Origin of the sequence: Sphingomonas sp. NPDC092440 (genome assembly GCF_044754985.1) — a bacterium.
In the GTDB taxonomy this organism is placed as follows: Bacteria; Pseudomonadota; Alphaproteobacteria; order Sphingomonadales; family Sphingomonadaceae; genus Sphingomonas.
In genome coordinates this window covers 81605-95352 of record NZ_JBIVQA010000015.1, presented here as the reverse complement: position 1 = coordinate 95352, position 13748 = coordinate 81605, and the positions used below count along the sequence as shown (strand labels likewise).

At 69.9% G+C, this 13748-nt stretch carries 13 protein-coding genes; 1 reads left to right on the top strand and 12 read right to left on the bottom strand.

Features of this window, described 5'->3' with window-relative positions:
* Positions 1 to 46: 46 nt before the first annotated feature.
* From ACIQCS_RS20595 to ACIQCS_RS20570, 6 genes are read right to left on the bottom strand one after another with little or no spacing between them, the layout of a single operon-like run.
* A complete protein-coding gene (locus tag ACIQCS_RS20595; protein ID WP_345849389.1) occupies positions 47 to 1375 on the bottom strand; it encodes a FliI/YscN family ATPase in 1329 nt (442 codons plus the stop codon).
* Positions 1369 to 2100: a FliH/SctL family protein gene (locus ACIQCS_RS20590; protein WP_345849391.1), complete on the bottom strand. Its 732-nt coding sequence runs from the start codon at positions 2098 to 2100 to the stop codon at positions 1369 to 1371. The genes ACIQCS_RS20595 and ACIQCS_RS20590 overlap by 7 nt, the downstream gene beginning before the upstream one ends.
* On the bottom strand, positions 2093 to 3109 hold the full coding sequence (gene fliG, locus ACIQCS_RS20585; RefSeq protein ID WP_345849392.1) for a flagellar motor switch protein FliG: 1017 nt from the start codon (positions 3107 to 3109) through the stop codon (positions 2093 to 2095). Before fliG ends, ACIQCS_RS20590 begins: the two co-directional genes overlap by 8 nt.
* Entirely contained in the window at positions 3106 to 4782 is a 1677-nt protein-coding gene (gene fliF / locus ACIQCS_RS20580) for a flagellar basal-body MS-ring/collar protein FliF (protein WP_345849395.1), read from the bottom strand. Before fliF ends, fliG begins: the two co-directional genes overlap by 4 nt.
* A gap of 3 nt (positions 4783 to 4785) precedes the next feature.
* On the bottom strand, positions 4786 to 5154 hold the full coding sequence (gene fliE, locus ACIQCS_RS20575; RefSeq protein WP_345849397.1) for a flagellar hook-basal body complex protein FliE: 369 nt from the start codon (positions 5152 to 5154) through the stop codon (positions 4786 to 4788).
* The gene (locus ACIQCS_RS20570; RefSeq protein ID WP_345849398.1) at positions 5151 to 6410 is read right to left on the bottom strand and encodes a sigma 54-interacting transcriptional regulator; all 1260 of its coding nucleotides are present in this window, start codon (positions 6408 to 6410) and stop codon (positions 5151 to 5153) included. Before ACIQCS_RS20570 ends, fliE begins: the two co-directional genes overlap by 4 nt.
* Positions 6411 to 6632: 222 nt before the next feature.
* Here ACIQCS_RS20570 and ACIQCS_RS20565 point away from each other — a divergent pair, with 222 nt between their 5' ends.
* Positions 6633 to 7517 (top strand): flagellin, encoded by an 885-nt coding sequence (locus ACIQCS_RS20565; protein ID WP_345849399.1) that lies wholly within the window; start codon positions 6633 to 6635, stop codon positions 7515 to 7517.
* Between the two features lie 153 nt (positions 7518 to 7670).
* On the opposite strand, the gene ACIQCS_RS20560 is transcribed toward ACIQCS_RS20565, so the two are convergent.
* The 6 genes from ACIQCS_RS20560 to ACIQCS_RS20535 all read right to left on the bottom strand — a co-directional run bounded on the left by ACIQCS_RS20560 (position 7671) and on the right by ACIQCS_RS20535 (position 13719).
* The gene (locus tag ACIQCS_RS20560) at positions 7671 to 9026 is read right to left on the bottom strand and encodes a M28 family peptidase (RefSeq protein ID WP_345849400.1); all 1356 of its coding nucleotides are present in this window, start codon (positions 9024 to 9026) and stop codon (positions 7671 to 7673) included.
* A gap of 277 nt (positions 9027 to 9303) precedes the next feature.
* The gene (locus tag ACIQCS_RS20555; protein WP_345849401.1) at positions 9304 to 10035 is read right to left on the bottom strand and encodes an RNA polymerase sigma factor FliA; all 732 of its coding nucleotides are present in this window, start codon (positions 10033 to 10035) and stop codon (positions 9304 to 9306) included.
* A 29-nt stretch (positions 10036 to 10064) separates the two neighbouring features.
* Positions 10065 to 12146: a flagellar biosynthesis protein FlhA gene (gene flhA, locus ACIQCS_RS20550; RefSeq protein ID WP_345849402.1), complete on the bottom strand. Its 2082-nt coding sequence runs from the start codon at positions 12144 to 12146 to the stop codon at positions 10065 to 10067.
* A gap of 6 nt (positions 12147 to 12152) precedes the next feature.
* Positions 12153 to 13040 (bottom strand): lytic transglycosylase domain-containing protein, encoded by an 888-nt coding sequence (locus ACIQCS_RS20545; protein ID WP_345849403.1) that lies wholly within the window; start codon positions 13038 to 13040, stop codon positions 12153 to 12155.
* Positions 13041 to 13127: 87 nt separating this feature from the next.
* Entirely contained in the window at positions 13128 to 13439 is a 312-nt protein-coding gene (locus tag ACIQCS_RS20540) for a flagellar protein FlgN (RefSeq protein WP_345849404.1), read from the bottom strand.
* Entirely contained in the window at positions 13426 to 13719 is a 294-nt protein-coding gene (locus ACIQCS_RS20535) for a flagellar biosynthesis anti-sigma factor FlgM (protein ID WP_401531599.1), read from the bottom strand. The genes ACIQCS_RS20540 and ACIQCS_RS20535 overlap by 14 nt, the downstream gene beginning before the upstream one ends.
* Between the last annotated feature and the right edge of the window lie 29 nt (positions 13720 to 13748).

The following is a 13748-nucleotide window of genomic DNA, read 5'->3' as shown; positions in this document are numbered from 1 at the left end:
GCGAAGCGTCGCTGGAAAGGCTGTGAAGGGCGGCACCGCCATCGGATCAGCCATGGCCGAACACGCCGACCAGCTCGGCCACGGCATCGGGCAGCGTCACGATCTCGTCGGCGCCCTGGCGGATATATTCCATCACCGCCGGATGGCAGGCGATCGCCGCGTCGATCTCCGGATCGGCACCGGCGCGATAGGCGCCCATCAGCACCAGGTCGCGATTCTCCTCATAGGTGGCGAGGTGCCGGCGCAGCACGCGCGCGGCCGCCGCATGCTCGCGAGGCGCGATATCGGTCATCACGCGGCTGACCGAGGGGCCAAGATCGATCGCCGGATAGACGCCGCGCTCGGCGAGCGCGCGGCTCAGCACGATATGGCCGTCCAGGATCGAGCGGGCGCTGTCCACCACCGGATCGTTGCCGTCGTCGCCATCGGCAAGCACGGTATAGATCGCGGTGATCGAGCCGCCGCTGTGCACATCGGTGCCGGCACGCTCGATCAGGCTGGGCAGCATCGCGATGGCCGAGGGCGGATAGCCCCGGGCCGAGGCCGGCTCGCCCAGCGCCAGCCCGATCTCGCGCCCGGCATGGGCGACGCGGGTGAGCGAATCCATGATCAGCAGCACCTTCTTGCCCTCGGCGCGGAACGCCTCGGCAATGGCGGTGGCGCGCAGCGCCCCGCGGATGCGGAGCACCGGGGAATGATTGGCGGGAACCGCGACGACGACCGAGCGCGCCCGCGCCTCGCCCGCCACCTTGGTCTCGAGGAAATCGGCGACTTCGCGGCTGCGCTCGCCGATCAGGCCGATAACGATCACGTCCGCCTGGGCCGCGCGGACCATCATGCCGAGCAGCACCGACTTGCCGACGCCCGACCCCGCCATGATGCCGACGCGCTGGCCCTGGCCGATGGTGAGCAGCCCGTTGATCGCGCGCACGCCGACATCGAGCGGCTCGAGCACCCGTCCGCGATCGAGCGGCGACTGGAGCTTGCCGGCCAGCGGCCATTTCCCCGCGCCGCGGATCGGACCGAGGCCGTCGATCGGCTTGCCCGAACCATCGACCACCCGGCCCAGCATCGCGGCGCCGACCTCGGCCTCGCCCGGCGCGCCGATCGGGCGGACGGGGGCGTTGGGCAGCAGCGCGGCGGGGCCGCCGAGATTCATCAGCAGCGTCCTGCCCGAACGGAAGCCGATCACTTCGGCCTCGACCCGGCTGGCGCCATCGCCGATCGCGCAGACCGTGCCGACCGGCAGCTGCAGCCCCACGGCCTCCATCAGCAGCCCGTCATAGGAAGCGAGCCGGCCGGAGATCCGCGGCCGGGCGACGAAGTCGCTGCGGCCAAGGCCTTCCAGATAGTCTTCGGTGAACAGGTTCAGCATGCGGGCGGGATCGGCACGCGGTCGATCGCCTGGGCGAGTTGCTCGAGCCACAGGTCGGGGCCGTCCTCGACGATGGTCGAGGCGCTCTCGATCACGAAGCCGCCGCGCTGGACGTGCGGATCGCCGACGGGGAAGACCGTGGCGGGCAGCTTGCCCTGGACGAACGGCACATCCTCGGGATGGAGGCGCAGCAGCGCGGATTCGGCGCTGTCGGCCAGCATGTCGACCGCGGCATGGATCCGCTGGGCGAGCACATCCGGCGCGACGCCGACTTCGCCGACCAGCCTGGTGACCAGGTGGAGCACCGTCTGGCGCAGCTGCCCGGCCATGCGCTCACGGTCGAAATGGGCGCCGCTGGCGAGCGCGGCGGAAATCTGGTCGAGCAGCGCCATCTCGCGCGCCTTGGCGGCCTCCGCCTCGACGAGCGCGGCGGCATGCCCCTCGGCAAAGCCCGCCTCGTGCGCGGCCGCGATCGGATCGATGAACGCGCCATGCTCGGCGGGGTGCTGGGCATCGGCAGTGAACGGATCCCAGCCCTCGGTGGGATTGGCTTCCGGATTGGCCGGCGCGAAGTGGCGCGGCTGGGCCGGCACTTCCGCGAACACGCGGCGGCCGATCCGGTCGACATCCGACGGCGCGAAGCCGGCACCATCGCCAAAGGCGCGGGCCAGCACATGTCCGGCCGCGCTGATCCGCCCGGCGAATCCCGGCGAGAAATCAGACATAGTCGTCGTCCCCGCCCTTTGACGGCATCTGGATCGTGCCGTCCTTCACCAGGCCGCGCGCGATCGCGATCATCGCCTTCTGCGCGTCGAGCACATCGGCCATCTTCATCGGCCCCAGCGCTTCGATCTCGTCGCGGATGCCATCGGCGGCGCGGCTCGACATGCAGCCGAGGAACCGGCCGCGAACCTCTTCCTCGACGCCCTTGAGCGACTTGACCAGGATGTTGGTGTCGATGTTGCGGATGAGCGTCGACAGGTTCTTGTCGTCGAGCTCGAGCAGATTGTCGAAGACGAACATCGCCTCCTCGATCGCGCGGGCGACCTCGCGATCGATCTTGGCGAGCTTGGGCATGACGCGCTGCTCGGTGATCTTGCGCGCGCCGGAGAGGATCTTCGCCGCCTCGCGCGTGCCGCCCAGCTGGAGCCCGCCGCTCGACTTGCGCCCGCCCATGCCGGCGCGGCCCTGGAGCATCGTCTTCAGCGTCTCGATCGCCTCGGGCGGGATCGGGCCCAGCTTGGCGATGCGGCGCAGGATCTGCGGCTGGGCCGCCTCGGGCAAATGCTCGAACACCTTGGCGGCGATATCGGGATCGAGATTGGCGAGCAGCACCGCCGCGATCTGCGGATGCTCCGCCTCGATCATCCCGGCGATCTCCTCGGGCTCGAACCAGTCGAGCCATTCGATCGCGGCGGCCTGGCTGGCCGGCATCACCCGGGCGAGCACGCCCGAGGCGCGCTCGGGGCCCAGCGCCCTGGTCATGATGCTCTCGATCCTGGGCGCCGGATCGAACGTGACGCCGGTGCGCTCGCGTGCCTTGAAGACGAAATCGTCCAGGACGATCTCGACCTCGGCCTCGCTGACGTCCGCCACGTTGAACATCGCCTTGCCGAGCTGGCGCACTTCCTCCGGATCGAGCTTCTGGAGGATCGCCGCGGCTTCCTCCTCGCCCACCAGCATCATCAGGACCGCGGCGCGCTCGACGCCGTTGAAGCTGCGGATGGCGTTCATTGCGCGTCGGCCTTGATCATGTCGCGAACCGCCAGGGCGGCGCGCGCGGGATTGTCGCGGGTGAAGCCGCGGACCAGGCCGACCCGCTCGTCATAGCTGTTATGAGCGCCCTCGAGCATGTCGATCGAGACCGGCGGCGCGCCCTGGCCGCCTTCCTCGCCGGCATGGCCGCCCATCGACAGCGCCGGGCGATTGCCCGAAGCCGGCTCCTCGCGCTTCTTGAGCAGCGCCTTGGTGAGCGGTCGGACGCCGAGGAACAGGACGAGCAGCGCGATCACCAGCGCCGTCGCGTTGCGTGCGGCGAGCGGCACCCAATTGGCCTCGTACCAGGCCGGGCCCTTGTCGGCGGCATCGGCGGCGGTGGTGAACTTGCGGCTGATCACCGTCACCTGGTCGGCACGGCCCTGATTATAGCCCATCGCGGCCTGGACGAGCTGAGTGATCTGCTGGATCTCCACCGTCGAGCGCGGCTTGCCCGGCTCCTCGCGCAGCAGCACCGCGACCGAAAGGCGCTTGATCCCGCCCGGCGCCTGGCGCGTGACCGAGACCTGCTTGCCGGTCTGATAGGCGCGCGAGAAGCTGTCGCTCTGCTTTTGCGGCGTGGCCTGGCTCGCGCCGGCCGCGGCACCGGCAGCGGGCGCCGCGCCGGGCGTCGGCTGCGCATTGGGCGCGGTGATGGTGCTGGCGGGCGGCAGCGTGTTGGAGAGCGCGCCGGGAATGCCGCCGGGCGCGTTGCCGTCCTTGCTGCCGGTCCAGGCGCCCTGCTCGGCCGCGAGCACGGCGCCTTCCTTGTCATAGCTCTCGCGCGTCGCCTGGCTCTCGTCCAGGTCGACATCGGCCTGCACCTCGGCCGTGAAGTTGCCGGCGCCGACCAGCGGCGTGAGCAGCTGGACGAGCTGCTCGCGATATTTGTCCTCGATGCGGCGCTGATAGTCGATGCGGGCGTCGCCGGCCGAATTGGCCTCATTGCCCTTCTTGGAGAGCAGGGCGCCCATCTGATCGACGATGGTGACGTTCTCCGGCGCCATGCCGGGAACCGACGAGGCGACGAGATTGACGATCGCGCGGGTCTGCGCATCGCCCAGCGCGCGGCCGGGCTGGAGCTTGAGGATCACCGAAGCGGTGGGCACCGCCTTGTCGCGCACGAAGACGCTGGCCTCGGGCGTGGCGAGATGGACGCGCGCCTCGGCGACCGCATCGATCTCCTCGATCGAGCGGGCCAGCTCGGTCTCGCGGGCCTGGCGCAGGCGCTCGCCCTCCACCGCACGGCTGACGCCCATGGGGAGCTGGTCGAGGATCTGGTAGCCGCCCGGCGCCGCCTTGGGCAGGTTCTGGCTGGCGAGCAGCATGCGGGCCTTGTGGAAATCATCCTCGGCGACAGTGATCGAGCCCGACCCGTCGATGTTCGAGCGGATGCTCGCCCCCTGCAGCGCCGAAGTGATCGCCGCCTTGTCGGCATCGCTCACATTGGCGAACAGAATCCGCTGCGGCGGCGTCGAGACCAGCGACCAGGCCAGGAAGCCGGCGGCGACCAGGCCGATCAGGAAGAGCAGCGGCATGGCCCGCCGGACCGCGGGCTGCGCGAGCAGTCCCCGCATCTGGGCGAGTGGTGCGCCGAGCCGGCCGGTGGCGGACGGGATGGCGGCATCGGTGGAGGTGAGGGCGTTGCTCATGGGTTACACCGGCATGCTCATGATGTCCTTGTAGGCGGACAGGAGTTTGTTGCGGACCTGCAGGGTCGCCTCGAAGCCGACCGAGGCCTGCTGGCGGGCGAGCATCACCTTGGCGATGTCGACCGTCTCGCCGCGCTCATAGGCTTCGGAGAGCGCGCCGGCCTGGCTCTGGGCCTGGTTGACCTGCTTGAAGGCGTCTTCCATCGACGCGGCGAAAGTCGCGGATTTCCCGCCCGCTGCGCCCGCGACGGTGCCGGCCGGCGTCTCGTTGGCCTTGGCGAGCGCGGCGTTGCGCTCAAGGATCTGGGCGCGGAGCGCCAGGACCCGGTCGATGCTCATCGCGCCGCCGCCGATACCGTCGATGCCGCTCATGCCGAAGCCCTCGCCTTACCGGTGTCGATGCTCTCGCCCTGCTCGCGCGCCTTGGCGAGGCGGTAGCGCAGCGTGCGCTCCGAGATGCCGAGCCGCCTGGCGGTCTCGATCCGGCTGCCGCCGCATTCGGCGAGCATCTCGCGGATCGCGGCGAACTCGTGGATCTGGACGATGTTGGAGAGCGTGCCCGCCGCCTCGATCTCGACGCGGCGCGCGGCCGGCCTGTCGAAGATCAGATGCTCGGGATCGATGGTGCGGCCGCCGCAGAGCAGCAGCGCGCGCTGGATGACGTTCTCGAGCTCGCGGACATTGCCCGGCCAGTCATGGCCGGCGAGCGCATCGAGCGCCGCGTTCGAGATCCACGGCATCGCGCCCCGCCCGCCGGCATGGCGGACGACCATCGCGGCCGAGAGCGCGGCGATGTCGCCGGGGCGCTCGGCCAGCGCCTTGGTGGCCAGCGGGAAGACCGAGAGGCGGTAATAAAGGTCGGCGCGGAAGCGGCCGGCGGTGACTTCGCCCTGCAGGTCGCGATTGGCGCAGGCAATGACGCGGACGTCCACCTTCTCCGGCAGGGTGCCGCCGATGGGCACCACTTCGCGCTCCTGCAGCACGCGCAGCAGCTTGGCCTGGAGGTTGAGCGGCATCTCGGCGATCTCGTCGAGCAGCAGCGTGCCGCCATGCGCGGCGCGGAAAAAGCCCTGGCCGCCCGACGAGGCACCGGTGAAGGCGCCCTTCTGGTGGCCGAACAGCATCGCCTCGAGCATCGTCTCGGGCAGCGCGGCGCAGTTGATGGCGACGAACGGGCCCTCGCGGCGGGCGGAGCCGTTGTGGATGGCGCGGGCAAGGACTTCCTTGCCGGTGCCGGTGGGGCCGTTGATCAGCACGGTGATGTCCGACGCGGCGACCCGCTCGGCCAGCGCCAGCAGCGCCAGGCTCTCGGGATCGGCGGCGACCGGCTCGTGCGGCCCGCGCAGCAGCGCCGTGGCGAAGCCGGCGCCGACCGCGGCGTCTTCCGCCGTATAGGAGAGCCGAGCCGGATTGCCGTCGCCGAACGCGATCGCCTGGCGGCCTTCGCCGCCCAGGATCAGCGTGCGCGCCGCGGCGGGCGGCACTTCGCCCTCGGCGACGAGGAACAGGTCCTGGGCGGCCGGCCGGCCGTCCTCGCAGGTGCCGATGGCGAAACCCTGGGCGCGCAGCGACGAGACGAGAGCATATTTCTGGCGCAGCACAGCGGCGGACGGGACGATGGATCGCATTGGTTACCCCCTGAGACACCATCCTTTTGCCGCCGGCTTGGTTAACGCCGCGTAAAATTGCGTGTCCCGCAGCAACCTTGGTCCGGGCGCGTCTACGCGTGCGCGCGTAGCGGCGAAATTTTTTGCTTAAGCCCGGCGGCGGGCGGCCGTTCCTTGGCCTGGCGGCTCCGAGCTCCCGTTCAGGGGGGTACGCGGGAAGCCGACGAGCATGGAGTAACGAACATGACTGTTATCTCGACCAACACCGCGGCGCTGCGCGCCGCCAATGCTTCGACCGGCGCCAACAAGGCACTGAGCACGGCCATGGAGCGCCTGTCGACCGGCAAGCGCATCAACAGCGCGAAGGACGACGCCGCCGGCCTGGCGATCGCCTCGACCATGACCGCCTCGATCCGCGGCATGACCCAGGCGGTCCGCAACGCCAATGACGGCATCTCGCTGGCGCAGACCGCGGAAGGCGCGCTCAACGAAGTGACCAACATGCTGCAGCGCATCCGCGAGCTGGCGGTCCAGTCGTCGAGCGGCACCTATTCGGACGACGACCGCAAGAACCTGCAGGCCGAAGTCACGCAGCTGACCTCGCAGATCAAGGACGTGCTGACCAACACCAAGTTCAACGGCAACACGCTGTTCCAGATCGGCAAGCCGCCGGCGGATCCCGCGGCCCCGGCCGCCGGCGAAGTCGCCGCGAAGACCTTCTCGATCCAGACCGGCGCGGAATCGACCGACAAGATCACGATCAGCATCGACGCGCTCGACGTCGGCAGCATCGTGGGTGACGCGGCCGCCAGCCCGGCCGTCGCCGCCCTTTCGGTCGGCACCTCCGGCAGCGCCGACACCGCCCAGGGCACCGTGGACACCGCGCTGAAGTCGGTCGCCACGCTCCGCGCCTCGCTCGGCGCCGCGCAGAGCCGCCTGGACTCGGTGGTCAACAACCTGACGACCAACGTCGCGAACCTGAGCGACGCCCGCAGCCGCATCGAGGACACCGATTATTCGGCGGAGACGACGGCGCTGGCCAAGGCCCAGATCCTGTCGCAGGCGTCGACGGCGATGCTCGCCCAGGCGAACCAGAGCCAGCAGTCGGTGCTCAAGCTGCTTCAGTAAGCGCGTGCCGGTCGGGGTGTCACCCCCCTGACAGGCACCAAGGCCGGTCACCCCTTCTTGCCGGAGGGGGCGCATGGGGAACCCCGGTGGGATCGTCCACCGGGGTTTTTCCTTGTCCGGCGAAGAGCCCGCCCCAGGCCGCGCCGATGCCCCTTACTTCCCCTCGGGCTTGCCGCCGGGCTTCCATTGCGGCCTGGCATCGCTGTTGGCCAGCGCGTGGAGCGGCTCGACCAGCGACTGGATCGCGCGCGTCATGAACGCGATGTCGAGATTGGCCAGCGTGTCGTCGGGCGTGTGATAGGTCGGCGTGACCGCCCAGCCCGAGATGGTGTGGGCCACCACCCCGCGCACCGCGAGCGAATAATTGTCCGAGCGCTCGAAGAAACGCTGCTCGGGATAGGGATCGGCAGCGACCAGCGCGCCGTGCGCCTTCAGCGTCTCGCCCAGGGTCGAGCGCTCGAAACCGGTCATCATCATCGTGCCGGCGGGCAGCTTGGGATCCTGGGCGCCGATCATCTCGATCTCGATATTGGCGACGATCTGGTCAAGCGGCACCGGCGGGTGATCGCCGAACCAGCTCGAGCCATAGCCGCCGATCTCCTCGCTGCCATAGGCGACGAACAGCAGCCCGCGCCGGGCCTGCTTCGCCGCCGCCATCGCCCGGGCCAGCTCGAGCACCGCGGTGGTGCCCGAGGCATCGTCGTTCGCGCCGTACATGATCGTGCCGTCGGGCTTGCGGCCGAGATGGTCGAGATGCGCGGTGACCAGGATCACGCCCGCCTTGGGATCGCTGCCCGGCAGCCAGCCGATCGCGTTGGTGGTGATCGCCTCCTCGCGCACCACCGGCAAGCCGAGCGCGACCGGCGCGCCGGCTTGGGCCACCGCCTTGTCGAAATCGGCCGAGGGCAGCGTCGCGAAGGCGGCATAGCTCGGCGGCGCCTTGCCCTCGAGCCCGGCCGGCATGCGCGGCTTGCCGCCCAGCGCCTTGGCCAGCCCCCGCGTCGCATCGTCCTCGCGCACGATCACCAGCTTCGCCCCGGCCGCGCTGGCGGCGCGGACCAGCGCCATGGGCGAGGCCTTGCCGCCGGTCACGAACAGCACCTGGGCATGCGGGATTTTCGCGAGATCGGCGCCGTCGAACACCGCCGAGGCGCCGGAAATGCTCTCGGCCGCACCGACCAGCACGGTGGGCGCCGCCGCCGGCCTGCCCGCGATCGTCAGCGTCGCCGGGCCGTTCAGCGCATAGCGGATCACCTTGGCGGGCTGGAGATAACCGGTCATGCCCGGCGCGACCTTGAGCCCATAGCCTTCGAACTGCGAGCCGACATAAGTGGCGGCGATCGCCTCATCGCGGGTCGCGCTGCCGCGCCCCTGCAACGCCTCGCTGGCAAGGAAGGATTCGTGCGCGCGCACCCATTCGGGGCGGACGGTCCATGCGTCCTGCGCGAAGGCCGGCGACGCCAGCATGCCGAACGTCATCGCGCCGGCCAGGAACAGATGCTTGGTCATGAAATCCCCCGAATGGTCCACGGGGATTTCTGCGGCAAGCGTCGATGCGGCGCAAGCCGGAGCCGGCAAGGGCCCGGATCGGCGAGGCGCGCAGGCCGCTGCCTTGCAATATAGGATTTTGCCTGCTCGATGCTGGCGGATGCGGGCTGTCTTCCCTCCCCCTGTCCGGTGCGCGCGCCAGGCGCCCGCGCGGCGGAGGAAATCAGGCCCCCATAGCGTATGTTTCGTAACCTTCCGCGGAGCGAATCGACCCACGGACAGCGGCTGGCGGCGGCGACTAGCCGAGCCGGCGCGCCAGCCCCTTCTTCAGCCTGGCATGCGCCGATGCCTTGATCTGGCAGATGCGCGCGGCACCCACGCCCAGGACCTGGCCGATCTCCTCGAGGTTCAGTTCCTCGACATAATAGAGCTGGATCACCTGCTGCTCGCGCTCCGGCAGCTCGGCGATCGCCGCGATCAGCGCCTCGCGCTGGTCGCTCTCCGCCAGCTGGTCGAAGGCGCTGGGCTCGTCGGACATGAACCAGGGGCTCTCGTCCGAATAGCTGTCGTCGATCGAATCGAAGCGCACCGCTTCGGCATTGGCATAGTCGGCGCGCAGCTTCTCCGGCGTCACGCCGAGCCGGGCGGCGACCTGTTCGTCGTCGGGCGCGCGGCCCAGTTCGTTGGTCAGCACCGATATCGCTTCCTGATAGGCCTTGCGCCGGCGCATCGCCCCGCGCGTGGTGGTCGCCTGGCGGCGCAGCTCGTCGATCATCGCGCCGCGCAGCCGCGTGGCGAGATATTGCTCGAAGGTCACCTGCCCCCGGTCCTCGAACGCCGCCGCCGCCTCGATCAGCGCGACCAGCCCGACCTGGATCAGGTCCTCCACCTCGACGAGCGAGCTCATCGAGCCATGGATGTGCCAGGCGATGCGCCGGACGAGCGGCAGGTGCCTGCGCACCAACGCCTCGGGATCGCGCCGCGGCGGCGTGGGCGTGTAGGTCAGCGGCGCAAGGGCCAGTGAAGCCATGGCGTCGAGTTTCCCTGGAGTGAAAGCGTTCATGCGGGCAGCGCCTCCGGCGCGCCGATCACCGCGACGACTTCGACGGCCTTGTCCTCGGGCACTTCGAAGAAGCTCATCACCGGCGTGTCGGGCAGGACCGTCTTGATCAGCTTGCGGATCGCCACCCGGATCGAGGGCTGGACGACGAGCGCGAAGGGCTTGGCCTCGGCGATCAGCGGCTGGGCGGCGCGCTGCAGCGCCTCGGCGATGCGGCGGCCCAGATCGGGCTCGATCGTATGCCGCTTCGAGGGATCCGAGCGGACCGCCTGGCCGAGCAGCGCCTCGAGCTGGCCTTCGAGCGTCATCACCCGCAGCGGCTCGCGCACGCCGCACAGGCGCTGGATGATCAGCGGGCCGAGCTCGGGGCGGATCAGCTCCATCAGCTCGTCCGCGTCCAGGGTCCGCTGGGCGGCGACGGCGATGGCGGCGGCGATGCGGCGGAACTCCTTGAGCGGGATGCTCTCGGCGAGCAGGCCGCGCAGCACCTGGGTGAGCGTGGTGAGCGGCACCGGCGACGGGCACAGCGCGGCCACCAGCTGGGCCGAACGCTCCTTGAGCCCGTCGAGCAGCGCCTGGACCTCGTCCGGGCCGAGCAGGTCCGAGGCGTTCTGGATCAGGCACTGGTTGAGATGGGTGGCGACCACGGTGCCCGGATCGACGACGAGATAGCCCAGGCCCGTGGCGGCATCGGAATCGCCCTGGGCGATCCACAGCGCGTCGAGCCCGAAGGTCGGGTCCTTGACCGGCTTGCCGTCGAGGCGGCCCGAGGCCTGGCCGGTGTCGATCGCCAGCACCTCGTCGGGCGAGACATTGTCCTCGGCGACGACGACGCCGCCGATGACGATGCGATAGGTGAAGGGCGCCAGGTTGATGTCGTCGCGCACGCGCACCTGGGGCACGACGAAGCCAAGCTCCTTGGAAAGCTGGCGGCGCACGCCGGTGATGCGGCCCATCAGCGGGCCGCCGCGCCGCTCGTCGACCAGCGGCACCAGGCCATAGCCGATGTCGAGCATCACCTGCATGTTGTCGGTCACTTCGTCCCAGCCGATCCTGGAGAGGTCGGCCGGCTCGGCCGGCGGCGCGGCGACGAGCTTCGGGCGGTTGGCCGCCTTGCGCAGGCGCCAGGCCGCAAAGCCGGCGGCGGCGGCGGCCGGCAGCATCAGGAAATGCGGCATGCCCGGGAACACGCCGAGCAGGCCCAGGATGACGGCGACCGGCATCCAGGTCTTGTGGCTGGCGAACTGGGTGCCGATCTGGCCGGCCAGGTCGTGGCTCGACGCGACGCGGGTGACGATCGCCGCCGCGGCGATCGAGAGCAGCAGCGCCGGCACCTGCGCGACCAGCGCATCGCCGATGGCGAGCAGGACATAGGTGGAGGCCGCCTCGCCCACCGCCATGTGATGGCTGGCGACGCCGAGGATCAGGCCGCCGATCACGTTGATCGCCAGGATCAGCAGGCCGGCGATCGCGTCGCCCTTCACGAACTTGGACGAACCGTCCATCGCACCGTAGAAATCGGCCTCGGTCGACACTTCCTCGCGGCGCTTCTTCGCGTCGTCGGGCGTGATCAGGCCGGCGTTGAGATCGGCGTCGATCGCCATCTGCTTGCCGGGCAGCGCGTCGAGGGTGAAGCGCGCCGAAACTTCGGAGACGCGGCCCGCGCCCTTGGTGACCACGATCATGTTGATGATCACGATGACGGCGAACACCACCAGGCCGACGACATAGTCGCCGCCGATCATGAAGGTGCCGAACGCCTCGATCACATGGCCCGCGGCGCTTTCCCCTTCATGGCCATGCACCAGCACGACGCGCGTCGAGGCGACGTTGAGGCCGAGGCGGAACAGCGTCGCGAACAGCAGCACGGTGGGGAAGGCGGAGAAGTCCAGCGGCTTCTGCGCGTTCAGCGCCACCATCAGCACCGCGAGGCTGATCATGATGTTGAGGATGAAGAAGACGTCGAGCAGGAAGGCCGGGATCGGCACCACCATCAGCGCGACGAGCAGCAGGATCGCGCCGGGCAGCGCGAAGCTCTTCAGGGCAGGGCCGGTCCCTGCGGGAAGCGAGAGTGCGGACACGAGGGGTCAGGCTCCCAGATTCGCGAGCATGAGATAGGCGAGCCTGGCATTCTCCGGCGTCGGCCGGAGCGGATCGATGCGGCGGCCGAGCGCCGGTTCGCCGGGCGAACCCGGGGCGACGTTCAGCTGGGCGAGCGTGTTCTGCACCCAGTGGCGGTCGCGATCGACCGCGCCGTTGCCGAGCACGACTTCGTTGTCGCCGTCGCTCCAGGCGCGCGCGGCGGCGGCGAAGCCGGCATCGAGCCCGTCCGGGGCGCTGCCGGCGCCGCCGCCCGCGGCCGCGCCCTGGTCGAGCTTGCCGGCGAAGCGGCTATAGATGTCCGAGAGCGTGCGCGGCTGGCCGTTCGACGCATAGAAGACGCTGCGATTGGCGCGCGCGGCGGCGGGGAACAGCGAGGCGCCGGTGCGGCCGGGGCTGTCGGCCATCGCGCTCAGGAACTTGCCGGCGCCACCCAGGCCCAGGAAATGCGCCATGTAGAGATCGGTGCCGGTGGCGGGGCGGCCGAGCGAATCCTCGAGCGCCGCCTTGTTGTCGGCGGCATGCTCGGCGGCCATCAGCGACGCGGTCTGCGGATCGCTGCGCAGGCCCAGGATCGCGCTGCGCGCGGCGGGATCGCTGACGACATAGCGGCCGGTGCCGGTCTGCTTGATGCTGTCGGCGGCCCAGCCCAGGCCATGCTCGGCGCCGTGCTGCTTCACCACGCCCAGCCAGCTCTGCTCGATGAACTGATAGAGGCCGGTGGCCGAGGAAGTTCCGGCGCGCGCATCGGCACGCAGCCCGCTTTCCACCTGCGCCTGGCCGAGCAGATAGTTGAAGTCGATGCCGGTCTTGCGGCTCGCCGCGGCGATCGCCGTCTGGACGCTTGCCCTGGTGTTGACCGAAGTAACGCTCATCGATCCTGGAATCCGAATAGCCTAATCCGAGGCTATCCAAAGCAAGGACCGTGCCAGTTACGGTTAACGGATGTCGGAAACGCCCGTTCAGCCGAGGGCGTAGCCGCCCGCCTTGTAGGCGGGGGCCTGCTGGCCGGAAAGGATTTGCAGGCGGCGGCGAACATTTGCCGCCATCAGGTTCACATAGATGCGGCAAGTCTCGTTGAGCTTGTGCGCCTCGGCGGCAAGCTCGCGGATCTCGGGGCCCGGCGCCTCGCCGTCGTACAGCGCGACCGTGTCGATCGCAGCCAGCTTGGTGCGGGTGGCCGCCTCGAGCGCGGCGACGTCGTTCGCCTTGAGCGCCGCGATCTCGGCGTGAAGGCATTCGATCACCTGGATGAGCGCGTCACGACGGTTCACGGGACTTCCAATCGAGCTTGAAGGCGAGCAGCCGGTCGGCGATCGTCGAGGGAGAAAGCGGGAATTTGTTGTCGTGGATCGCCTTGCGGATGCGCGAGACCCGCTCGGTATCGACCGGCGGCCGCGCCGCCTGTTCCACGGCGATCTCCGCCGCGGCGCTCCGCACCGCCGGCGCGTCGCTCGCGACCGGGCGCACCGCCGCCACACGGGCTGCGGGGTCAACGGGCACAATGCGACGATCGGTGACCGCGCCTCCCTTCGTGCCGATTGAGTCCACCATTGCCTGCGATCCTAGCTGTGCCTGCAGCC